The following is a 23,799-nucleotide window of genomic DNA, read 5'->3' as shown; positions in this document are numbered from 1 at the left end:
ACAAAACATGTCAATTATCTCAGACGTTTACGCACGCGAAGTCCTAGACTCACGTGGTAACCCAACAATCGAAGTAGAAGTTTATACAGAAGACGGCGCATTCGGCCGCGGTATGGTTCCTTCAGGTGCTTCAACTGGTGAATACGAAGCCGTTGAATTACGTGATGGCGACAAAGCTCGTTACGGCGGTAAAGGTGTTACTAAAGCAGTTGATAATGTAAACAACATCATCGCTGAAGCAATCATCGGCTACGACGTACGTGACCAAGCTGCTATTGATGCTGCTATGATCGAATTAGATGGCACTCCTAACAAAGGTAAATTAGGTGCGAACGCTATTCTTGGTGTTTCTATTGCTGTTGCTCGTGCAGCTGCTGACTTCTTAGAAATCCCATTGTACAACTACCTTGGCGGATTCAATACAAAAGTTTTGCCTACTCCTATGATGAATATCATCAACGGTGGATCACATGCTGATAACTCTATCGACTTCCAAGAATTTATGATCATGCCTGTTGGCGCTCCTACATTCAAAGAAGCTTTACGTTATGGTGCAGAAGTATTCCACGCTTTAGCTTCAATCTTAAAAGCTAAAGGTCTTGCTACTTCAGTTGGTGACGAAGGTGGATTCGCTCCTAACCTTGGTTCTAACGAAGAAGGTTTCGAAGTAATCATCGAAGCAATTGAAAAAGCTGGCTATGTACCTGGTAAAGACATCGTTCTTGCTATGGATGCTGCTTCTTCAGAATTCTACGACAAAGAAAAAGGTGTTTACGTTTTAGCTGATTCAGGCGAAGGCGAAAAAACAACTGAAGAAATGATCGCATTCTACGAATCATTAGTTGCTAAATACCCAATCATCTCAATCGAAGACGGCTTAGACGAAAACGACTGGGAAGGTACTAAGAAATTAACTGAAGCTTTAGGCGATAAAGTTCAATTAGTTGGTGACGACTTGTTTGTTACAAACACTGAAAAATTAGCTAAAGCAATCGATATGGGCGTTGCAAACTCAATCCTTATCAAAGTTAACCAAATCGGTACTTTAACAGAAACATTCAACGCTATCGAAATGGCTAAAGAAGCTGGCTACACTGCAGTTGTATCTCACCGTTCTGGTGAAACAGAAGATTCAACAATCTCTGATATCGCTGTTGCAACAAATGCTGGTCAAATCAAAACTGGTTCTCTTTCACGTACTGATCGTATTGCTAAATACAATCAATTATTACGTATCGAAGACCAATTGGGTGATGTTGCAGAATACAAAGGAATCAAATCTTTCTACAACTTAAAAAACAACCCATTCATCGGTAAATAATTAAGATAGTTTTTCTGTCTAGTATGTTTTATTTGATGATAGTGAAAAATCCTCTTGTCTAGTTTTTGGACAGGAGGATTTTTTATTTATTCTAACTAGAACGTTTTAACAACTAATAATTCCTAAAAAGTAGTCTGTTTTCTTCTAGACAGCGGTTCTATTCGTATGTTTATAATGAAAAGAGCAGCGCTATTTTAAAAATTGGAGGGAATCATGAAAAAGATTGTTAGTTTTGCAGTTCTAACTGCAAGTGTTTTTCTGTTAGTTGGTTGTAGTACTGAAAAAGAACAAAAGCGAGAGGCGAGTATTTCACAGTCTTCCTCTGAAAAAGAGAAGAAACTTGAGATTATTTGCTTTAAGACTTTTGAAACGGATGAACTAGGTAAAGCGATCATTACCGGAACAACAGAGCCAGATGCGGTGGTTTCGATCGAAAATCAAAAGGAATCTGCTGATGAGCACGGATTATTTCGTTTGGAATATCAATTAGATGAGCCAAAGGTTAAAGAGCTGACTATGACTTCTAAGAAAAAGAGTGAACAGGTAGAAAAGAAAATCAACATTGAGCCATCTGTTAGTTTTCAGCGATCTAAAGAAGAGACTTCAAAAACAGAACCTGTCGTAGAGCCTCAAACATCAACTGAAGCTAAGCAACCATCGACTCAAGCGACACCATCTGCTTCTGAGGAAACTCAAAAAGATGATCAAGTTGGGCAAGTGTTGGTCAGTCCGAATGGGGAAGCAGTGACGGTTCTCCGCGTTTTGCCAAATGGCGAACGGGTGATTAGCGAACAAACCTCTCAAGCTGATCTGAATAATGATGGTATTCTTACCTATGAAGAATTAGTTCAAGCTGAAAACGATTTAAACAAACAGACGGAGGAAATAAGACGTAGGCAATTGGAAGAACAAAATCAATAGTACTTTTAAAACAAATAGAGAGTTCAGTGTTTTGAATACACTGAACTCTCTATTGCTATTTTATTACTCTTGATGCAGTGCTTGGAGCGCATGTGCAACAGTTGGGTGTTGAATGGGGCAATTGGTTTGTTTCTCCCATAACTGCTGGAATTGCTTTTCTACTTCAGGCTGCATGGAAGTGAAGACCAGTTTTTGGTTTTTCAATCGTGCTACAGAGAAATAATCAGCAAATGTGTCAAGGGCTGTTACGTCAATACTTGGTACCCCACGAAGGGAAAAGATGATTCCTTCTTTATCCACCACTTGGTCTAACTCTTGTTTCAATTGACTCGCAGACATGAAGAATAATGGCCCGGTGATGTAGATGACTGCCCAATCAGAGCTTACATCAGAATGAGGCAGTGCCATTCTTTGCCAATCAATTTCTTCAGTGACGATAGAAATTCGAGCACTTTTTGCAATAAAGAAAATGCATCCGCAAATAACACCGATGACAATCGCGATGCTCAAATCAAAGATAATCGTACTAAGCATTGTTACAAAAAACAAAAGGATGGCTGTTCGATTTTTTTGCTGAATCATCGTTTTTATCGTCGTCCATTCATGCATTCGCCAGCTGGTTATCAGTAGAACACTGGCAAGAGCCGCCATAGGAATTTGAGACATGATCGGAGCAAAAATGATCATAGAAAGAAATAGAAAAAGTGCATGGAAAATTCCTGCCAAACGTGTCTGAGCACCTGACTTTATCGCGACACTGGTTCTTGCAATTGCCGCTGTTGCTGGTATACCGCCAAAAAAAGGTAAAATCATATTGCCGATTCCTTGAGCGATCAGTTCTTGATTACTGTCGAGATCTTTGCCTGTCATGCGACCAGCAGAGGCACCGCAAAGCAAGCTTTCGATCATACCCAGCATCGCGATACTGACGGCAGGGAAGAATAATTGTTTGATCAGAGAGAAGTTAAGCGTTGCTATATGGAGCCGTTCTCCTGTTAATAAGGATGTCGGAATTTTCCCGACCTTTGCAACAGGAAGCTGGAAAAGAATAGAAGCAAATGTGGCTAAAATAATTGCAACGAGTGACGCTGGTAAAAATTGGCTCCATTTCTTGGGATAAAAAACTAAGAATAGCAAAACGATGATGCCCAATAGAAGAGTCGGTAAATCCGGCGTAAAATTAAAGCGATAACTCATCAATTTTGCTAAAGCACTATCTCCAACGGAGGTCGTACCGAAAAAGTTATCAATTTGTCCTAGAGCAATAATGATAGCAATCCCTGAAGTAAAACCTGTGATAACAGGTGAAGGAATGAAGGAGGTGAGATTTCCCAGCTTGAATAAGCCTGCAATTAATAAAATGGCACCTGCAATAAAAGTAGCAACTAAGACACCAGCTAAACCCTGGTTAGCAATAATCCCCATAAGAATGGCGGCCATAGCGCCTGTTGGTCCAGAAATTTGGTAAAAGCCCCCGGAAAGACTGCCGATCACAATTCCTGCGATAATGGCTGTGATCATCCCGGCTGCCGCATCGGCTCCGCTGGAAACCCCAAAGGCCAACGCAAGAGGTAAGGCTACAGCAGCGACAGTTAATCCTGCTAATAGGTCCTTTTGAAGCTTCGCCTTGGAATAATGACGAAACTCCTGTTGTAATAAATTTTTATAACGCTTAATCTTAAAACACTCCTTTTTCAAAATACGATAAAAGCCCGTTAATCAACGGGCTTTAGTAAAGATTTAAACACCTCTTTTACTATAAAATAGTAGCAATAAAAGCACAATGGTTTTTTTATCATTTTTAAAGCAGGTAGCGCTTTTTTGCAGAGATTCAGCATTTTTCATGGTACTTTGATATACTAGATTCAAAAGAGAGATCTATGAGGAAGTGAGAAAGATGGCAAAAGATGAATTACAACAACATTTAGACAAAGGTCGTTTTGGCGCGGCACGCGTGAATCCGGACGAACAAAGAAAATATTTAGGGACATTTCGTGAACGTTGTTTTGCAAGTATGACGATAAAAGAGATGAGAAATCAACAGGATCGCGAGCACCTGATTTCGGAAATCCAAAAGTATCCTGAAGGGAAGCTGTTGATAAATGGGGCAGTTGATGGGAATTTGCAGAATGAGTTTATTGCTCTAGCTTCTAAAAATTCTGTTGACTTCACGATCGTTAATGATGCTACCGTAGATTCGGAAGAAAGTATTGGGGTATTATTAGTGACCGATCATGCGGTGAATCAAGAAATTATCGATATCGAAGAAAAATATTCGTCTCAAAATGACAATAAAACAGTTGAAACAAAGCCAAAGAAGAGCTTTTTCGGTAGATTGTTTGATTAAATAACTGTAAGCAACGAAAAATTACAGTTGACATTTTCTCGAAGTGTCGCTATTATATTGCTTGGGCACCCTTTTAGTAGGGTCAAGTGTTTAGTGAATTCAAAGCTCCCTATTCGAATTGGATAGGGAGCTTTCTTTGTTTTTTCTAGACGTTTCCTGCAAATTAGTATGAAGGAGTTTTTTCATTTATGACAAAGTATATTTTTGTAACTGGCGGCGTAGTTTCATCAATAGGTAAAGGGATCGTAGCAGCATCTTTAGGTCGTTTGCTTAAAAATCGAGGATTGAAAGTGACCATTCAAAAATTCGATCCATATATCAATGTCGATCCGGGTACGATGAGTCCATACCAACACGGAGAAGTTTTTGTAACAGATGATGGTGCTGAAACGGACTTAGACTTAGGTCACTATGAACGTTTTATCGACATCAACTTAAATCAATACTCCAACGTAACGACAGGAAAAATCTATTCAGAAGTTATTCGCAAAGAACGTAAAGGTGAATACCTGGGTGCAACTGTACAAGTGATTCCACACATCACTAATGAAATTAAATCAAAAATCATGCGTGCGGCGAAGATGACAGACTCAGACGTGATCATCACAGAAGTCGGCGGAACGGTTGGGGATATCGAGTCCTTGCCATTCTTAGAAGCGTTGCGCCAAATGAAAGCAGAAGTTGGCGCGGATAATGTAATGTATATCCATACAACATTGATCCCTTACTTAAAAGCAGCGGGTGAAATGAAAACCAAACCGACACAACACAGCGTAAAAGAGTTGCGTGGTTTGGGAATCCAACCAAATATTTTAGTTGTCCGTACAGAATCACCGGTTTCTCAAAGTACCAAGAATAAATTGGCTCAATTCTGTGATGTAGCGCCAGAAGCAGTGATTGAATCTCGCGATGTTGAAACTCTTTATTCTATTCCTTTAGCGTTACAAGCACAAGGAATGGATCAAATCGTTTGTGATCATTTAAAAATCGATGCACCTGTAGCTGATATGACGGAATGGCGTGCATTGGAAGAAAAAGTTCTGAACCTTAAGAAGAAGGTCAAAATTGCTTTAGTTGGGAAATATGTGGAACTGCCAGATGCTTACATCTCCGTAGTTGAAGCATTAAAACATTCTGGTTTTGCTTATGATTCAGATATCGAAGTGGAATGGATTCAATCTCAAGATGTTACACGAGAAAATGTTGCGGAAGTGCTAGGCGATGCGGATGGTATCTTGGTTCCTGGCGGATTTGGCGATCGTGGGATCGAAGGTAAAATCGAAGCGATTCGTTATGCTCGTGAAAATGATGTGCCATTCTTAGGAATTTGTCTAGGGATGCAAATGGCATGTGTAGAATTTGCCCGCAATGTGGCTGGCTTGGAGCAAGCAGATTCAGCAGAAACAGTGCCAGACACACCAAACAATATTATCGATTTGATGGCGGATCAAGAAAACGTTGAAAACTTAGGTGGAACGTTACGTCTTGGTTTGTATCCATGTAAATTGAAAAAAGGCAGCAAAACTGCTGCTGCGTATGGAAACGAAGAGGTGATTCAAGAACGTCACCGTCATCGTTATGAGTTCAACAACCAATACCGTCAATTATTTGAAGACAAGGGGCTCGTTTTCTCAGGAGTTTCTCCTGACAATCGTCTGGTTGAAATTGTTGAAATTCCAGAAAATAAATTCTTCGTGGGCTGTCAATTCCATCCTGAATTGATCTCTCGTCCAAATCGTCCTCAACCATTGATCAAAGCCTTCGTAGGTGCGTCATTGGAAAGTAAAGAAGCAAAATAGTAATTTTGACTGAAAGGCATAGACGCCTTTCAGTTTTTTATATTAAAAAAGCAAAAAAGTTGAAATGTAAAGGTTTTATCGGATGGTTAGCAGTAGCAAAGATGGGAAAACTTTGATAGAATTAACACGTTAGTTAAGCATGGCTTAACCAAATAGTAAAAAACCTTAGGAGGAATTTTTTATGCCAGTAGTATCAGGAGCAGAATTCTTAAAAGCTGCACGTAAAGGCGGATATGCAGTTGGTGGATTCAACACAAACAATTTAGAATGGACTCAAGCAATTCTAAAGGCTGCAGAAGCTAAAAAAGCACCCGTTCTTATCCAAACTTCAATGGGCGCAGCAAAATACATGGGTGGATACAAAGTTGCTAAAGACATCATCACTGATTTAGTAGACTCAATGGGTATCACTGTACCAGTTGCAATCCACTTAGACCATGGTGACTATGAAGCTGCTTTAGAATGTATCGAAGTTGGCTACACTTCAATCATGTTTGATGGTTCTCATCTTCCATTTGAAGAAAACTTGAAATTGGCTAAAGACGTTGTTGAAAAAGCTCACGCTAAAGGTATCTCTGTTGAGTGTGAAGTTGGTTCAATCGGTGGTGAAGAAGACGGAATCATCGGTGCTGGTGAATTAGCTGACATCGACGAATGTGTACAAATGGTTGCTACAGGTATCGACTACTTAGCATGCGGTATCGGTAACATTCATGGTGTATACCCTGAAAACTGGAAAGGTCTAGCATTTGACCACTTACAAGCGATCGCTGATGCTGTAGGTAACGATGTTCCTTTAGTATTACACGGTGGATCAGGTATTCCTCAAGAACAAATCCAAAAAGCAATCTCAATGGGTGTTTCTAAAGTCAACGTTAACACTGAATTCCAATTATCATTTGCTAAAGCAACTCGTGAATACATCGAAGCTGGCAAAGATAAAGAAGGAAAAGGCTTTGACCCTCGTAAATTGTTAGCACCAGGTGTTGCTGCAATCGTTAAAGATGCTGAAGAACATATTGACTGGTTCGGTTCAGCTAACAAAGCTTAATTAGATTCTTTTAGTCTCGGAGCAACTGTTCCGAGGCTTTTTTTGTACAATCAATTTATTGAAGGTTTTCACGGAGAAGTTCTCTACTGCTTTTGTAAGAAGTTGAAAAACTGAAAATTTTAAAAATACAAATAATTTCACCGAAGTAAGAATGCTTGGAGATAAAAAATAGCTACCTGATATCCGAATCTAATGGAAGCATGAAAAAGCTGCTTATTTTCTTGTGAGATTTGAGAAAGCTTCCTTTTTATACAGGCAATAATATGCTAGAATGGATAATGGTCTATAAACTTCAAAATAATTAATTAGGTGAAAATAAATGAGAAAAATCGAAATTCATGGTGGAAAGCCATTATCAGGTAATATTACAATCAGCGGCGCGAAAAACAGCGCGGTCGCATTAATTCCAGCAGCAATTATGGCGGATTCGCCAGTAACTTTAGAAGGTGTTCCAGACATTCAAGACGTGCATTCCTTGATCGAGATTTTAGAGATTATGGGAGCAAAAGTGTCTTTTGAAGATAATCGAATGGTGATTGATCCAAGCAATGTTGTTTCAATCCCGATGCCAAGCGGCAAAATCAATTCATTGCGTGCTTCTTACTATTTCATGGGTGCTTTATTGGGCAAATTCGGTGAAGCAGTTGTCGGCTTGCCAGGTGGATGTTTCCTAGGACCTCGTCCGATTGACCTGCATATCAAAGGGTTCGAGAGTTTAGGTGCGGAAGTTTCGAATGAACATGGCGTGATTTATTTGCGAACAGATGAAGACGGCTTAAGTGGGGATCGTATCTTTATGGATGTGGTTTCCATTGGTGCGACGATCAATGTGATGCTTGCTGCGGTAAAAGCTAAAGGCAAAACGATTATCGAAAATGCTGCCAAAGAACCTGAAATTATTGATGTTGCAACATTATTGAATAATATGGGTGCGAAGATTCGCGGTGCTGGTACGGACGAGATTCGAATCGAAGGAGTCGAGGAATTGCATGGCTGTGTCCATTCAATCATTCCTGACCGGATCGAAGCAGGGACTTATTTGGCCTTGGCTGCTGCGATGGGCGAAGGGGTAACTGTTCATAATGTGATCTATGAGCACATCGAAAGCTTTATCGCAAAACTAGAAGAAATTGGTGTGGAAATGAATATCTCAGAAGACAGTATTGAAGTGCTGCCGTCTAAGAACTTAAAAACGGTCGATGTCACAACATCTCCATACCCAGGCTTTGCAACGGACTTGCAACAGCCAATCACACCGCTATTATTAAAAGCCCAAGGGACAGCTGAAATCGTTGATACGATTTATTCAAAACGGGTAAATCATATACCAGAGTTAGTCCGCATGGGCGCTGATGCTCGCGTGGAAGGCAACTTGATCGTATTAAATGGCTCGAACAAATTACATGGTGCAGAAGTAGTGGCTTCTGATTTACGTGCAGGTGCTTGTTTAGTTATCGCTGGATTAATGGCAGAAGGCAAAACCACGATTTTTAATGTAGAATACATTTTACGGGGCTATGATCATATTATTGAAAAACTGACAGCTCTTGGTGCTACTATCGAAATGATCGACGAGGAAGAGGCGGAATAATGAGCGATTATTTAACAATGGCGGAACTTGAAAACAAGACGCTAAAAGAAATTTATGCTTATGCAAAAGACTTTAAAATTCCTTATTATAGTCAAATGAACAAAAAGGAATTATCGCTGGCTGTGATTCGAGCACAGGCAGAAAAACAAGGCTTCTTTTATATGGAAGGTGTCTTGGATATTGTTGGACAAGACGGTTACGGCTTTTTGCGTCCGATCAATTATGGATCAAGTGCGGAAGATATCTATATTTCTTCCTCACAGATTCGTCGTTTTGGTTTGCGAAACGGAGACAAAGTGGCGGGAAAAGCTCGTCCGCCAAAAGAATCAGAGCGTTATTATGGTTTGATGCATGTGGAAAGTGTTAATGGTAAAGATCCAGAAGAAGCCAAAGAACGTCCGCATTTCCCTGCATTAACAGCTCTTTATCCTGAGAAACAATTAGTTTTAGAAACAACTCCCGGTCGTTTGTCTACACGAATGATCGACATCTTCTCACCGGTAGGATTTGGTCAACGTGGCTTAATCGTTGCACCGCCTAAAGCCGGAAAAACAACAATCCTGAAAGAAATCGCCAATGGTATTACTGATAACTATCCCGATGTGGAATTGATCGTCCTTTTAATTGACGAACGTCCAGAAGAAGTGACGGACTTAGAACGTAGCGTGAAGGGCGATGTGGTTTATTCAACCTTTGATCAACAGCCACAAAATCATACTCGGGTATCCGAATTAGTCTTAGAACGCGCGATGCGTTTAGTCGAAGATAAGCGTGATGTAGTCATTTTAATGGATAGTATCACTCGGTTGGCTCGTGCTTATAACTTAGTCGTTCCCCCAAGCGGTCGGACATTAAGCGGCGGGATTGATCCAGCTGCGTTATATAAGCCAAAGAAATTCTTTGGTGCCGCTCGTAATATTGAAGAAGGCGGGAGTTTAACGATTTTAGCAACTGCGTTAGTTGATACCGGTAGCCGGATGGATGATGTCATCTATGAAGAGTTCAAGGGAACCGGGAACCTAGAATTACAATTATCTCGAGAATTATCCGAACGTCGAATCTTCCCTGCCATTGACATCAAGAAATCAGGTACACGTAAAGAAGAATTATTAATGGCACCATCTCGTTTGGAGGAAATCTTTAAGCTACGTAATAATATGACTGGCGACTCCTTAGAATATACGTCACAATTTGTTAATTTTTTGAAAAAGACAAAGAATAACGACCAAGTTTTCAAAGCTTTCAAAGATGTTTCATTCGGGGGAAAAACCGTGCGAAGAAATCAAAAAAGATAATTGCATTGTCGAATCATTCATGATAGTATATTCATGTTGCAAATTGCAAAAATAACTCTGAACCAGCAAATGATTCAGGGCAAAGGAGCGAAAAAACTATGAAACAAGGAATTCATCCAGAATATCATCCAGTTGTGTTCATGGACTCAACTACAGGTTTCAAATTCTTGTCAGGTTCTACTAAAACTTCACAAGAAACAGTTGAATGGGAAGACGGAAACACTTACCCAGTAATCCGTGTCGAAGTTACTTCAGACTCTCATCCATTCTACACTGGACGTCAAAAATTCACTCAAGCAGATGGACGTGTCGATCGTTTCAACAAGAAATACGGTCTCAAAGACGCCAACGCAGAGGAAAAATAAAAATTCTGTTCAAACAGACTTTAGCGAGCTTTCTATATTGGGAGCTCGTTTTTTGTGTATTCGAAAAAATTGATTTTTTGGAATCCCTCAAAGTTTATTTTTTGTTATACTGGTACTGTGTTTAATGAACGTTTAAAACGATTAGGCGAGGTGCGAAAATGATTATCAATTCATCGAAGAAGGCATTACCTTTATTTAATCAGCTACCTGAAGTGGCGGATAAAAAATGGGCGAGAAGTTTTTCAGATAAGAACCCGCTTTTTTCTTGGCATGCCAATTACTTCAATGTTAAACGAAAGAAAGTTTTATTATTGGTTAATGATTTGACGTATTTTCCGATTGTATTAATCGGAATCGACGCTCAAACTAAGAAGCAGTTAGGGAAAATTATTCCCGCAGCAATCGAAGAAGTATTTCAGGCTGCTGGAATTCCTCAAACAAAAATTGTTGAATATCTTGAATTGGCGGGTGATATAGAGGTAAGTGCAGGATATAATCGTGTGATTACTGGAATCATTAATAACATGATCACATCCATGGAATATCATGGAACGTTTAATTTGGATATATTGGTGGATGTTAAGCATAGTCTTTACTTAGCAGATTCTTCTTATAAAAGTGAGTTTCCGCTAGATAATTTACGAGAAGTTTTTAAGAAGCCCTTAGTTCTTCACGATGTTTTGCAAGAAGATGTAGAGAAAAAATATGTGGTAGAAAAAAATTGGAAAAGCCTAGCTGATTTCAAAGTAGTTGATTTTTCTGATGAAGAATATGATTCGGCGTTGGCAAACAATCGCTTGATTCTTTCAGCGTTTCAACAATACCTTGAACAGCATGAAAAATTAACAAAGAAGACCGTAAATAAGCATCTAACCAATATTGAAGATTATCTCAGCGGGTATTTAATTTTTTATGGCTATGATTTAGCAGTATCTAATTTTGAGGTGATTAGCGACTTCTTTAGTTGGGGAGCTAGAAAAAATGTCTGGATCAGTGAAAGTGCGGTTAAGAAGGCCGGCTCATCTATGAAGAAGTTCTATCAATTTTTGATTGCAGCTGGGGAAGTGAATGAATCAGCTATGCCGGAGATTCGAGAGCAACTCGAAATTGGCGTGGATGATGGGATCATGACACTAGAAATGATGGATGATTGGTATTAGTCTATAAATTTTATAAGTCTAAGAAGAAAAGCGAGTTCTTCTTAGGCTTATTTTTTTGCTGGTCAATCCTATGTCAGATTAATTGTTGAATAGGAAAAATTTTGATATGTTTGGTTAGTAAAATAATCTATCGATGAAATCAGGTGGAATGAAAATGTATAAGAAGAGTTGCGGGATTATTGTTTTGTTGTGTCTTTTTTCGCTTTTTTCTGTAAAAGTAGAAGCCGCGCATCAGGGACTGACTATCGAACAGCAGAAGGAATCGCTCGAGCGTTATCCTCGTTTTTATCAGGCGGCATTTTCTGACAAAGAGGAGAGTACTGATTTTGGTATGTATAAGATCCCAGGATTATATGAGACGAAATCACTTAATCTGGTAACGAATGGGGTTGTTAATAGTCGTACAATGACACCGCAGGGAATAGCCGTGACAGAAAAATATTTATTGATTTCAGCATACAGTCACGATCATCAGGATCATTCCGTAATCTATCTATTGGATCGTCAAACCCATCGTTTTATTAAGACGGTTGTCTTGCCGGGACGGCCGCATCTTGGCGGAATAGCCTATGATCCAAAGCATAAACGAGTATGGGTCACAACTGGGGGACCGCTTGCCGGTCTGGCGTCCATTGATTTGAAGGAGTTAGAAGACTATCAGCTTAAAAAGGACAGTGTCATTTCATACCATCAGCAACTAGCATTAAAAGAAGTGTCTCATGCTTCTGCGCTGACGTATACATCTGGTGTTTTGGTTGTTGGCTATTTTACTTTGAATGAATATGGACGCATGGCGACTTATCGGTTAAACGATCAGGGAGATTTAACGATTGCTTCACATGAAAAGATCTCTAGTTTTGATCAAGGAGAAAGGGTGCATTCAGGCGTAACACCTGTTCCTGCATCGCAATTTGCTCGTTCTTTGGGTTCGTGGAAAACGCTGGATATGATTCAAGGCTTGACTTTTTATCAAGATTATTTATTGATGTCTCAGTCTTGGGGACCTGATCGTCCAGGTGAAATTTACTTCTTTAACCTGGATAAAGTGGATAAATTTTTCTCGTTTAAGGATGCAGAATTTTCCATCGATACACCGCCGTATGTCGAACAAATTACAGCGGTAGATGATCAGCTGTATACACTTTTTGAAGGTGGGGCGTGGCCTTACCGAACGAGAAATCCAGTATTAGTTGATCACGTTATCCAATTAACGATCAAGGAGTTACTTTCTAAATAGCTTGCTGCTGGACTGAGTTTCTTTTTTATTAACGTATCTGAAAGCCGAAGTTATCTGGAGTTTCCTATCTTGGAAACTCTTTTTTAATACGCCCTAATCATGAAACGTGTTTCAAATCGTGAAACGAGTTGAGTTGTAAGCGGTATCTGTTTATTTTTAGAAAAGTGCCCCGTATACTGAACACATCATAAAACAAAGGAGATAGAATGATGAAAGCGAAAATCATGGATAGCATGCAAAAGTTTTCAAAAGCCATGTTTGTTCCTGTGTTGATCTTACCGATCGCCGGTATTTTAATTGCGATTGGAAACGTTTTTACGAATCCGCGTTTGATCGAGACATTTGGCTTTTTAGATAATCCGATCACAATGGGATTCGGTAGTATCTTGTCCGCAGCCTTGCTGCCAGTGTTAACAAATCTTGGAGTGATTTTTTGTGTAGGAATTGCTCTAGGGTTAGCCAATAAGAAAAAAGCGGAAGCTGCGTTTACTGCATTACTTGGGTATTTAGTTTTCTTATATGCAATGAACAAATTTATGGAATTAAGAGATATGCTAGTCGCACCAGATCAATTACAAGGATCAGGACAGGCATTAGTCTTAGGAGTACAAGTGTTGGATATGGGCGTTTTTCTAGGAATTATTCTAGGTATTGTTGTTGCCTTGATCCATAATCGTTTTATTGATACGACCTTTAATAATGCCTTTCAAGTTTATGGCGGTGCTCGTTTTGTTTTTATCGTATTGATTCCAGTATTGGTATTGGCAGCTATTTCACTTTCATTTATCTGGCCCGTCATTCAGCAGGGAATTGACGGCTTAGGCGGAGTGATTCAAAAGACAGGCAACTTTGGGATATTTCTATACGGTTCGTTGGAACGATTATTGATTCCAACCGGGTTGCATCATTTGATTTATACACCATTTCTGTACACCTCACTTGGCGGTGTGGCAGAAGTTGGTGGACAAGTATTTGAAGGTGCACGAAATATTTACTTCGCTGAAATTGCTGATCCAGCTGTGAGAGTGTTATCCCAAAGTGTCATCTGGGATGCTCGTGGGATTTCGAAAATGTTTGGCTTGATCGGGGCTTGTCTAGCGATGTATCAAACGGCTAAGCCAGAGAATAAGATCAAGGTGAAAGCCATTCTGATTCCAGCAGTAGTCACTTCGTTTGTGGCTGGAGTGACTGAACCTATTGAGTTTTCGTTTATGTTTGTGGCACCGGTGTTGTTCGTCATTCACTCAGCATTGAGCGGATTGAGTATGGTGGCATTAAATATCCTTGGCTCGCGGGCGATTGGTCCTAATGGGTTTATCGACTTTTTACTTTATAACATTCCATTAGGGACAGAGAAGACACGCTGGCCGATCTATCTTTTAGTAGGAGTTGCTTTCTTCTTCATTTATTACTTCATTTTCCGATTCTTGATCGTTAAATTCAACTTTAAAACTGTTGGACGTGAAGACGAGGCTCAGGAGACCAAGCTGTATTCGAAAAAGGATTATAACGAGAAAAAATCCTCGGTTCCAGCTGATGGTGGATTAGTCGCTCCCGCATCGGATGACGAGTTATCAGGGAAGATTGTGGAAGGATTAGGCGGGGCAGAAAATATTAAGACGATTGATAATTGTTACACACGTCTGAGATTGAAGCTGGAAAAACCAGAGTTAGTGAATGAGGGCTTATTAAAAAATCAGACCCAAGCAAAAGGGGTCATCAGCAATGGCGAAAATGTCCACGTGGTTTACGGGTTAACAGTCCCGCAGATCCGAGAGAAACTTGAAAAATATTTAGGCAGAGACAATGGAGGAGACGAATAGTGATGAAAAAATTTTCAGTATTGATTGCCGGCGGTGGGAGTACCTTTACTCCAGGAATCGTCATGATGATGTTAGATAATTTGGAACGTTTTCCATTACGAACATTGAAGCTATATGATAATGACGGAGATCGACAAGGAATTCTTGGTGAGGCTTTAGAGATTCTATTAAAGGAGCAGGCACCGGAGATTGACTTCTTATATACGACTGATCCAGAGGTTGCTTTCACAGATGTCGATTTTTGTATGGCTCACATTCGTGTAGGAAAGTATGCGATGCGTGAGAAGGATGAAAAAGTACCATTGCGTCACGGAGTTTTCGGTCAAGAGACTTGCGGACCTGGTGGAATCGCCTATGGTATGCGCAGTATTACCGGAATGTTGGAAATTATTGATTACATGGAAAAATATTCACCGGAATGCTGGATGTTGAATTACTCTAATCCAGCCGCTATTGTGGCAGAGGCGTGTCGTGTGTTAAGACCTGATTCAAAAGTCTTGAATATTTGTGATATGCCGGTAGGAACACTACGTCGGATGTCACAAATTATTGGCAAGAAACCAGAGGAACTAGAAGTTCGCTATTTTGGATTGAATCATTTTGGTTGGTGGACTAGCGTGAAAGATAAAGAAGGACATGAGTATCTTGATCAGATTCGAAAATATGTTTCTGAACATGGCTATTTGACTCAAATTGAAGTAGACACACAACATACAGATCCTAGCTGGCAGGAGACCCACAAAAAGGCTAAAGATATTTTAGCGGTTACGCCAGAATACTTACCGAATACCTATTTGAAATATTATTTGTATCCTGATTATGTCTTTGAGCATATGAAGGATCATCCCGAGTTTACTCGTGCCAATGAAGTGATGGAAGGAAGAGAAAAAAATGTCTTCGATCATGCGCGACAAATTATCGCGAATCAATCTGCGGAAGGAATCGCATTTGACATTGATGCCCATGCAACATTTATCGTTGATCTAGCCCGCGCGATTGCTTTCAATACACATGAACGGATGGTGATGATTGTTGAGAATAATGGCGCGATCGCCAATTTCCCAGATGATGCGATGGTAGAGGTGCCTTGTATTGTTGGAACGGATGGGCCAGAAGCATTGGCTCAAGGACAAATTCCAGCTTTTCAACAAGCTTTAATGTTCCAACAGGTTACTGTTGAAAAATTAGTTGTTGAAGCCTATGTAGAAAACAGCTATCAAAAAATGTGGCAGGCACTAACGTTATCTAAGACTGTTCCTAGCGCAAAGGTTGCCAAAGATTTACTCGATGATTTGATTGCCGAAAACGGCGATACTTGGCCAGAATTATATTAATGATAAGGATGTAGCAGTAACGTCTATTGAGTACGTTGCTGTTACAATCCTTTTTTTAAAGAATTTAAGGAGGATTCAAAATGGAAATCAAGATGACTGATTAGGGTAAATTGGGGATTACTGAAGAATTTATTGCAACATCACCATCAGGCACAGTCTATATGACAATGAGCTTGCAGAGATTGCTCAAGTTTTTTATCAGGGGTCAGGCGTTCGTTCTTGGCTAATGGAATTAATCGAAAAATCTATCGCGAACCTGTTGATATAGAGAAGATTACAGAAATTATCCCATCTTCTGGCGAAGGAAAGTGGACAGCGGAGGAAGTGCTACGGTTAAAAGTAAACGTACCAATAATTACTCAACCACTTATGATGCGCTTTGCTTCGGAGGATTGTGATAAGATAAGTGAGAAGCTTGTTGTATTATTGCACAGTCATTTTGGCGGAAACGCCTTTGTAAAGGATGAATGATTTTGTCAGTATTTTTAGGAATAGATATTGGAACTACCGCTATTAAGCTAGGTGTGATTCAAGAGAGTAAGTTGCTGTATTCAAGCGATTTGCCGCTTCAAACCTATGGAGATGATCGGATAAAGTATCAAGACGGAAATGAGCTTTTAGCGATTTTGCAGGCAGGAATTTTAGCGATGCCGTTAAACGTACGGAGAGAAATCACCAATCTTAGTTTTAGCACAGCGATGCATAGTCTCATGCCTGATGATGGTAGAAGACAGATTTTTTTATGGTCAGATTTACAGGCAGCTGAGACAATAGATCGCTTTAAACAAACGAAATTAGCTACGCATTTTTATGAAATTTCAGGCACACCAATCCATGCGATGTCTCCTTTTGCCAAGGTGCTTTATTTTCAAGAAGAAAATTTATATCCGGCAGAAACTCATTGGTATGGTATAAAAGAACTGGTTATGGATTATTTTACAGGAAAACCAGTCATTGATTATGCGACAGCTTCTGCTACGGGAATGTTTGATTTGAGAAAACAGGAATGGAATGGGGAAATTCTCGATTATCTTGGTTTAAAAAAAGAGCAGTTGGCAACGTTGGCAGATACGAGTCAAAAGTTTACAATGCTGAAGGAGATACGTGAGCTATTTGACTTTTCTGAAAATATCCAAGTGATTGTTGGTGCCAGTGATGGTACGTTAGCAGCATATGCCAGCTATTACTCTACTGGGCGCTCCGCCAGTTTGACGATTGGTACAAGTGCCGCGGTTCGTCAAATAACAAACACGATTCATTTGGATCGAAAAAAACAAAATTTCTGCTACTATTTAAAAAAAGAGTTGTTGGTATGCGGAGCACCTTCGAATAATGGTGGGATCGTTTTAGCCTGGGCAGCGAACCATTTAGCAGAGAATCCCGCAACCTTCTATGAAGCACTCCCAGATTTATTGAAAGAAACAGGGATAGGCGCAAATGGATTACGCTTTTATCCGTTTTTAAATGGAGAGCGTGCACCATATTGGAGTAATGAAATCAAAGGGGGATTTCAAGAGTTGACGCTGCAGCATACCCGAATGGATATGATACGAAGTGTAATTGAAGGCGTTTTGTTGAATATTCGTCAGTTAGTTGAACTCGTGGCAAAAAAAGAAGCACTATCTGTTAGCGGAGGTTTTTTTCAAACTCCTGTGTTGGGACAATTAGCGGCAAACATCTTTGGGACTACTTGTTATTACGCACAACAAAATGAACCGATTTATGGGTTATACTATTTGTTAGAGCAACCGAATCGAATGCTTGAGGAGGATCAAGAAACGTTCTTTCCTGATCCGCTAAAAAGTGCTGCTTATAAACACCTTGCTCAGGATTATTTCATCTAATTATTTTTGAGTAAATTCTTGAACAATATACTCCATCAACAATAGCAGCTTGCCGAAAAAACTATTGTATTTAATATTTTGACTGTCTAAGGGACGTTCATCTGCTACTTCAAAGATAATTGTAGCAGATTCTGTTGCGCGGGATTGACTATTGCCAGTAAACAAAATCGTCGGAATCATTCGTTCTCGCGAAAAATGCATTTTTTCGATCACTTTTTGTGTCTCCCCTGATTTAGAAATGACGATCAGCATGCTGATATTATCGGCATTGTTGTTGATGATCCCTGAAGAATCAGCAGCACTGACAAAAAGAGTTTTGATTCCATTGACGAGTAGCTTTTTGTAAAGATATTCAGCGATGATACTAGAAAAACCTGTAGCATAAATTGTAATAAATTTTCCTTGATTTTCTTGATAGATTTTTTTCATGGCTTGGATTGAAGGCGCAATTTTCTCTGTTGGAATCGAAATATCGACAGTCGCCTCCACGAGTTGATTTTGTGGCTGGTATTGATTTTTTAGAAAATAAAATAATTCCAGATAACCGGAGAATTCTAATTTTTGTGCTAGACGGACAATCGTTGCTGGTGAAGTATAGAGTGTCGCAGCAATTTTTCTCAATGAAACGCCCTCTAGTTCATTTACATGAGACGCTAAATAAGTCAAAATTATCCGATCATTATCCGATAGTTGTTTACCTTTAGTTACAATTTCTAGATCCATTTCTCCACCTCTTAAAGAAAGTAATAAAGCCCTTACTCTAGCATTATACACTAAGAAAAAAGAAAAAAAGAATTGGGCATTTTATCATATTTAATTAAAACAAAGGAAGGATGTTCGACAAATGTTTGGTTTATTCAAAAAGAAAAGTAGTGAAATTTACACCCCTGTAAATGGGGAGGTGGTTGAGCTAAAAAAAGTAAATGACCCGGTTTTTAGCGAAAAGATGATGGGGGAAGGCTTTGCCGTCAAGCCAATTGATGGGAAGATTCAATCACCTATCAAAGGAACAATCAAATCAGTTTTTCCGTCTCTGCATGCATTAACGATCGAAGCCGAGGATGGGCTGGATCTCTTAATTCATATCGGACTGGATACTGTGGAATTGAATGGTAACGGATTTAGTTCTATTATTCAAGAAGGGCAAAAAGTAAAAGCTGGAGATCTATTGGTGCAAATTGATCGAAATTATTTGGCGGAACACAAAAAGGACGATATTGTAATCGTTGTTTTTCCTGAAATGAAAGACAAAGAGCTAGAGATATCGCTTGGAGAAAAACAGGTTGGAGAAATCGCTGCGGTGATAAAATAATATTGTTATCCTAACTGCCGATTGCGAATCAATAATCGCAAAAGTTGGATTGGCAACAAGCAATTTCAATTTTTAAAAACGATTCTCGAATAATGTTGGTTTTCAATTTTAAATAATCGAACTATCAAAGAGCTGCTTCTTATTGAAGAGGGAGCTTTTTTGTGGTAGTTAATGCCGAGCAATGAATGTCCTGAGCCAATTTCTGAACATACCAAATAAATCTACGTCAAAATTAAAGGGAACTTATTCGATAATTCTTCGGCACAAATCCCTACAATCATTTCTTTTTCCTTTTTTTTCGATTTTTATTTCTTTTTGAACCTACTTTACCGCTATTTCCTTGAGACCTTTTAGCGTCCCTATCTATTTTGTTCTTTTCCCGACCGTTGTGACTTTTTCCTTTAGATTTATCGTATCGTAAGTAGGAGGTGTCTTCTTTCTGGAGATACTCGGCAGCCTTTTTTGCAGAGGAGTTATTGGCGACTGTCGTTTTCTCTCCTTTAGAAGGCGAATTTGATAAAGCCTCTTCGGCTAAATGAGATTTGGATTCTACTTTTGTGATAACTTCATTATCGTAAGGTGGCGTTGAGGCAGCAACAGTTTGTTTTTGTGGCTTTTCATTTTCAAGCAAAGCTTTTGAGGTTGTTAACTCTTCAATAGTTTCTTTAGAAACAAGTTCCTCTTCTTGAATCTCTTTATGCTGTGCATCAATCCGACCTTCATGGCTATAAAAATTCAAATATTCAGCAAAGCGACGAGCAGTGGGAGACTGAAAAACCGTTAAGCTCGTTAAGATTTTCAAGATGTTAGCGGTTTCGTTTTCTAAATGTTTAGGGATTCGTTTGGTATTACGCAGCGTCCAGGTATGTTTTTTGCCATTTGAATCATTGAAGCTTGATATCAAGGTGTACTGGTATTCGGAAGGGTCTGGCTGTTCGCGGTTTTTTTTCTCTAGGAATTTTTTATAGAGACAGGTTTCTTTGGTAAATTGGTGGTATTTGTTTTTATTTTTAAACAGACGATTCACGACGTTTTGCCACTCTTCAAGTGAAAAGAACGACTCAAAAAAGACACAGTGCATCCGCAATGTATCATTCGGTGTTGTGGTAAGAAAAATCTGATGAATAAGCTCTGTTAATGACTCTAGTGAAAAATCCCCGACGCATAAAGCATCTCGCAAAAGAATCGCAACCAAATACTCAACAACCTGTGAAGCATTCTTAGTTTGTTCAAAGTATTTCGCCACACGTTTCATAAGATTCGTATTCTTCATTCCAAAAATCTGCCTTTGTCCAAGCTTCACAGTATCCATCCTTGATTTCCCCCACTCACGATTGATTTGTTATTTGCTTATTTCCTAATGTATCATGTTTTCGAGATTATAATAACATTGGACGCTGTATATGAAAAGGCTTTCTTTGAGTATTTTTTTCTTTTAAAAATTCTAAACGTTATGAATAATAATGTTTTTAAGGATTTTCTTGATATGTTGGATTTTATTGTAATTGCTAAAAATAACTATGATAGAAATATGACTGAGAATTGATAAAAGTGTTCGTCGTTCATTTGCTTTTTTATCACTACTAATTTTCTAGTTATAATAATTATGAAGAATAAATCATTCAATTGTTTTCTGTTTTAGTCAAACTTCCTAAATATTAAGAAATCGCGATCTATGATCACGATCATTTCGCAGGCGACTACATTTAGCCTGTATAATCTCGTTAAATAATCGATAAGGACGAATCTTTTTCTAATCGATCCCCTTATGATAAATAGAGCATAAGACCAAAAAATCGCTTCCTCGTTGCAATTATCTTTTTAAACCTCTTTTTTTATTCATTCGCGTGATTTATTAATCGTCCATTTTAGGCTTGTTAAACCTGCCAAAATTGAACGGTATTAACTTTTCTATTTGCTATACTTTTGTCAGTAAAAAAACTCTTTTTTCCGATTAGATTACCTAACGAGAAAAAAAGAGATTTACATTAATTTCCGAATATATTATTTATATTTAAATTAATTATAGTAATCGTAATTGATGAAGTCAAACGCAAAAAAATTTTTTTATATTAAAAAAATGAATATATGGAGCATTTTTTTGCTGTTTTTATAAGAATGAGTTTACTGCAGAAAAGAAATCGTTGATTTAAAGCACTTTCTATCAAAACAGAATGCGCCGTCAAAATCACCGTCAGAAAGGAAGGTTAATTTGCCACGCAAAGGAGAAAATATTTATAAACGAAAGGACGGACGTTGGGAAGGCCGTTTTATCAAAGCACGCGATGAACATAATCAAATCGTTTACGGATACATCTACGGAAAAAGCTATCGAGAAGTTAAGGAAAGATTGCTAGTGGTAAAGGCCAAACATTTAGAGACATCCTTGATCACAAGTCCAAAAAGCGATGAATCGTTAGAATATTGGATACGAGAATGTATGACTACAAAAATAAAAAAAGAAGTGAAACCTTCTACCTATACAAATTATTTTCGATTATTGAGGAATCATGTTTTTCCACTACTTGGATCAATAAAAATAGGCAAGCTTACGAAGGATAATATTCAAATGTTGATCGAAATCCTAACAATGAAAGGTCTAGCGGTCGGAACGATTCACCTTATCTATACTGTACTAAATAGTAATTTAAAAATTGCAGTCGAAGAAGGCTGCTTGGTAAGAAACCCTTGTGAGCAGGCTGTATTACCCAAAAAGACAAAGAATCGAGTTCGTGCTTTATCTATAACGGAACAAAAACAGATGGAAAATTTGTTTATCGATACACCCGCCGGAGTGCCAGTTATTATCGCTCTTTATACAGGGATGCGGATCGGGGAAATTTGCGGACTAAAGTGGAGTGATATTGATTTTGATGAGCAAATACTATTTGTTCGACGAACGATTATTAGAGTGTCAGATGAGAATTCACTGGATCATCGCACGCAAATTATCGAAGAAAAACCTAAAACATTAGAATCCGTTCGTGTTATTCCGTTAGCAAAGAAGTTAACTACTTTCTTAACTAAGTTACATGCTAAAAGGAATTCTGAATACGTAGTTAATTTTAATGGAAAACGCATAGAACCGCGTACAGTAAGCTATCGTTACAAACGGATACTATCCGGTAGCGGCTTAGATAGTTTTTCTTTTCATTCACTTCGTCACACCTTTGCAACACGTTGTTTGGAAAATGGTGTAGACGTCGCTAGTATTAGTCGATTGTTGGGACATTCATCGGTTAAAATGACGCTAGATACATACACAGATTCAATGATGGAAAAAAGAAGAGAAGCCGTTCAAAAGCTTGATTCTCTTTTCGAAAATACGTCGATTGCAAGCTAAAAAAGCTCTGAATGAGCTTTTTTTTTAAGACTATAAGCCGTCATGAAAAACGTCATGACTACGTATCGACATTAATCTGCCAAGGCTAAACATATCTATTTCTTATTAGGTAATCTAATAAGAAATAAACACTCTACAGATAGCTATTATAGTGAAGTTTTAGAGAATGACAAATAATTAGATTTAGGGGGTAAAAAAATTGAAAGGATAAGACCAATACCCATGTTTTTTTGTCTGATTTACGCATCGCTATTAAAAAAAATATCCTTAAAAAAAAGGAAAGGTGTGGTTCAAATGAAACCTCTTTTAATTTTAACTAAAAATATATTATTTGAGCAAACGCTACAAAATAATTTACAAACTTTAAATTATGAAGTTTTCTGCTCGAAAATTTTATTTGAAAAACTTTTACATCGAATTGATACAACTAAGATTGACGATACCTTCGCCGGAATTATTATCAGTGATACCATTAATGATGATGAGGCACGACAATTAATTTCGGAATTTCGAAAAAACAACCTTTTCTTTCGCAAGGTTTCAATGATCCCTAGTGAAACTGAACGTGACAGGATAGAGGAATTAGGGGTTGACGGATGGATCAGCGATAATTCACCTCTTGATCAATTAAGAGAGTATTTAGTGACAATATTAGCTGATGTACGCAAAGGAGAACGAGAAAAGACATTGGTCTTTAGTCAACACGGAGAACTGATGCACAAAGAAATACAAACAATTCTTCATGTATTGTCAAATAAAGAGAAAATCTTCTTCCAGAAATTAATTGATTCTAATGGTGAGATTGTTTCAAGGGTTGAGATGTCAGAGGCGATTTGGGGTGAATGTCCTAATAACTCTCATCTTGCACAAATGTCTATTCTGGTTAAACGAATCAGATGGAAATTAAAAGAACTGGGAATTGAAGAAGATATTATTGAGACGACTTGGGGCAAAGGTTATCGCTTGAATCAAAGCAGATTTGAGAGCGAAACAACTGAAAATGAATATTATCTATTAAATAAGTAGCAGATTTCACTTCTGAAGAAAAACAAATAA

20 protein-coding genes are annotated in these 23,799 nt (G+C 38.6%); 17 read left to right on the top strand and 3 right to left on the bottom strand.

Annotated features, from left to right (window positions below):
* The first annotated feature begins 7 nt into the window (after window positions 1-7).
* Together eno and IGI52_RS06705 are read left to right on the top strand one after the other, a co-directional pair.
* A complete protein-coding gene (gene eno, locus IGI52_RS06710) occupies window positions 8-1,321 on the top strand; it encodes a phosphopyruvate hydratase (protein WP_048721559.1) in 1,314 nt (437 codons plus the stop codon).
* A 213-nt stretch (window positions 1,322-1,534) separates the two neighbouring features.
* Window positions 1,535-2,242 (top strand): hypothetical protein, encoded by a 708-nt coding sequence (locus tag IGI52_RS06705; RefSeq protein ID WP_438780803.1) that lies wholly within the window; start codon window positions 1,535-1,537, stop codon window positions 2,240-2,242.
* A 63-nt stretch (window positions 2,243-2,305) separates the two neighbouring features.
* On the opposite strand, the gene IGI52_RS06700 is transcribed toward IGI52_RS06705, so the two are convergent.
* Window positions 2,306-3,940, bottom strand: coding sequence for a SulP family inorganic anion transporter (locus IGI52_RS06700; protein ID WP_438780802.1), 1,635 nt, complete (start codon window positions 3,938-3,940; stop codon window positions 2,306-2,308).
* Between the two features lie 199 nt (window positions 3,941-4,139).
* Here IGI52_RS06700 and IGI52_RS06695 point away from each other — a divergent pair, with 199 nt between their 5' ends.
* The 12 genes from IGI52_RS06695 to IGI52_RS06640 all read left to right on the top strand — a co-directional run bounded on the left by IGI52_RS06695 (window position 4,140) and on the right by IGI52_RS06640 (window position 18,088).
* Window positions 4,140-4,589 (top strand): YueI family protein, encoded by a 450-nt coding sequence (locus IGI52_RS06695; protein WP_311945472.1) that lies wholly within the window; start codon window positions 4,140-4,142, stop codon window positions 4,587-4,589.
* A gap of 188 nt (window positions 4,590-4,777) precedes the next feature.
* A complete protein-coding gene (locus tag IGI52_RS06690; RefSeq protein WP_016179851.1) occupies window positions 4,778-6,388 on the top strand; it encodes a CTP synthase in 1,611 nt (536 codons plus the stop codon).
* Window positions 6,389-6,569: 181 nt separating this feature from the next.
* Window positions 6,570-7,439, top strand: coding sequence for a class II fructose-bisphosphate aldolase (locus IGI52_RS06685; RefSeq protein WP_010744528.1), 870 nt, complete (start codon window positions 6,570-6,572; stop codon window positions 7,437-7,439).
* Between the two features lie 319 nt (window positions 7,440-7,758).
* On the top strand, window positions 7,759-9,030 hold the full coding sequence (locus tag IGI52_RS06680; RefSeq protein ID WP_016179852.1) for a UDP-N-acetylglucosamine 1-carboxyvinyltransferase: 1,272 nt from the start codon (window positions 7,759-7,761) through the stop codon (window positions 9,028-9,030).
* Window positions 9,030-10,325: a transcription termination factor Rho gene (gene rho / locus IGI52_RS06675; protein ID WP_016179853.1), complete on the top strand. Its 1,296-nt coding sequence runs from the start codon at window positions 9,030-9,032 to the stop codon at window positions 10,323-10,325. The genes IGI52_RS06680 and rho overlap by 1 nt, the downstream gene beginning before the upstream one ends.
* 98 nt (window positions 10,326-10,423) lie before the next feature.
* Entirely contained in the window at window positions 10,424-10,690 is a 267-nt protein-coding gene (locus IGI52_RS06670; protein WP_010744532.1) for a type B 50S ribosomal protein L31, read from the top strand.
* Between the two features lie 158 nt (window positions 10,691-10,848).
* Window positions 10,849-11,850 carry a DUF6933 domain-containing protein gene (locus tag IGI52_RS06665; protein ID WP_438780801.1) on the top strand — a complete coding sequence of 334 codons (1,002 nt, stop codon included), beginning with the start codon at window positions 10,849-10,851 and terminating at the stop codon, window positions 11,848-11,850.
* A 154-nt stretch (window positions 11,851-12,004) separates the two neighbouring features.
* Window positions 12,005-13,087 carry a YncE family protein gene (locus IGI52_RS06660; protein ID WP_438780800.1) on the top strand — a complete coding sequence of 361 codons (1,083 nt, stop codon included), beginning with the start codon at window positions 12,005-12,007 and terminating at the stop codon, window positions 13,085-13,087.
* Window positions 13,088-13,296: 209 nt separating this feature from the next.
* Window positions 13,297-14,910: a PTS transporter subunit EIIC gene (locus IGI52_RS06655; protein ID WP_438782234.1), complete on the top strand. Its 1,614-nt coding sequence runs from the start codon at window positions 13,297-13,299 to the stop codon at window positions 14,908-14,910.
* Between the two features lie 2 nt (window positions 14,911-14,912).
* Complete coding sequence (locus tag IGI52_RS06650; RefSeq protein WP_438780799.1) at window positions 14,913-16,244, top strand: 6-phospho-alpha-glucosidase; 1,332 nt, start codon at window positions 14,913-14,915, stop codon at window positions 16,242-16,244.
* Window positions 16,245-16,463: 219 nt separating this feature from the next.
* Complete coding sequence (locus IGI52_RS06645; protein ID WP_438780798.1) at window positions 16,464-16,715, top strand: hypothetical protein; 252 nt, start codon at window positions 16,464-16,466, stop codon at window positions 16,713-16,715.
* On the top strand, window positions 16,712-18,088 hold the full coding sequence (locus IGI52_RS06640) for a gluconokinase (protein WP_438780797.1): 1,377 nt from the start codon (window positions 16,712-16,714) through the stop codon (window positions 18,086-18,088). The genes IGI52_RS06645 and IGI52_RS06640 overlap by 4 nt, the downstream gene beginning before the upstream one ends.
* Here the strand turns inward: IGI52_RS06640 and IGI52_RS06635 are convergent, their stop codons facing one another.
* Entirely contained in the window at window positions 18,089-18,811 is a 723-nt protein-coding gene (locus IGI52_RS06635; RefSeq protein WP_016179860.1) for a MurR/RpiR family transcriptional regulator, read from the bottom strand. It lies immediately after the preceding gene.
* A 121-nt stretch (window positions 18,812-18,932) separates the two neighbouring features.
* Here IGI52_RS06635 and IGI52_RS06630 point away from each other — a divergent pair, with 121 nt between their 5' ends.
* Window positions 18,933-19,400 (top strand): PTS sugar transporter subunit IIA, encoded by a 468-nt coding sequence (locus IGI52_RS06630; protein WP_438780796.1) that lies wholly within the window; start codon window positions 18,933-18,935, stop codon window positions 19,398-19,400.
* Between the two features lie 277 nt (window positions 19,401-19,677).
* On the opposite strand, the gene IGI52_RS06625 is transcribed toward IGI52_RS06630, so the two are convergent.
* The gene (locus tag IGI52_RS06625) at window positions 19,678-20,427 is read right to left on the bottom strand and encodes a hypothetical protein (protein ID WP_438780795.1); all 750 of its coding nucleotides are present in this window, start codon (window positions 20,425-20,427) and stop codon (window positions 19,678-19,680) included.
* A 1,185-nt stretch (window positions 20,428-21,612) separates the two neighbouring features.
* Here IGI52_RS06625 and IGI52_RS06620 point away from each other — a divergent pair.
* The gene (locus tag IGI52_RS06620) at window positions 21,613-22,743 is read left to right on the top strand and encodes a tyrosine-type recombinase/integrase (RefSeq protein WP_438780794.1); all 1,131 of its coding nucleotides are present in this window, start codon (window positions 21,613-21,615) and stop codon (window positions 22,741-22,743) included.
* A gap of 294 nt (window positions 22,744-23,037) precedes the next feature.
* Window positions 23,038-23,769, top strand: a complete 732-nt coding sequence (locus IGI52_RS06615; protein ID WP_431414429.1) for a winged helix-turn-helix domain-containing protein — start codon at window positions 23,038-23,040, stop codon at window positions 23,767-23,769.
* Window positions 23,770-23,799 lie beyond the last annotated feature (30 nt).

Origin of the sequence: Enterococcus sp. DIV0187 (genome assembly GCF_051713785.1) — a bacterium.
Classification (GTDB): Bacteria; Bacillota; Bacilli; order Lactobacillales; family Enterococcaceae; genus Enterococcus_A; species Enterococcus_A avium.
This window is presented reverse-complemented; position numbering and strand designations above follow the sequence as displayed.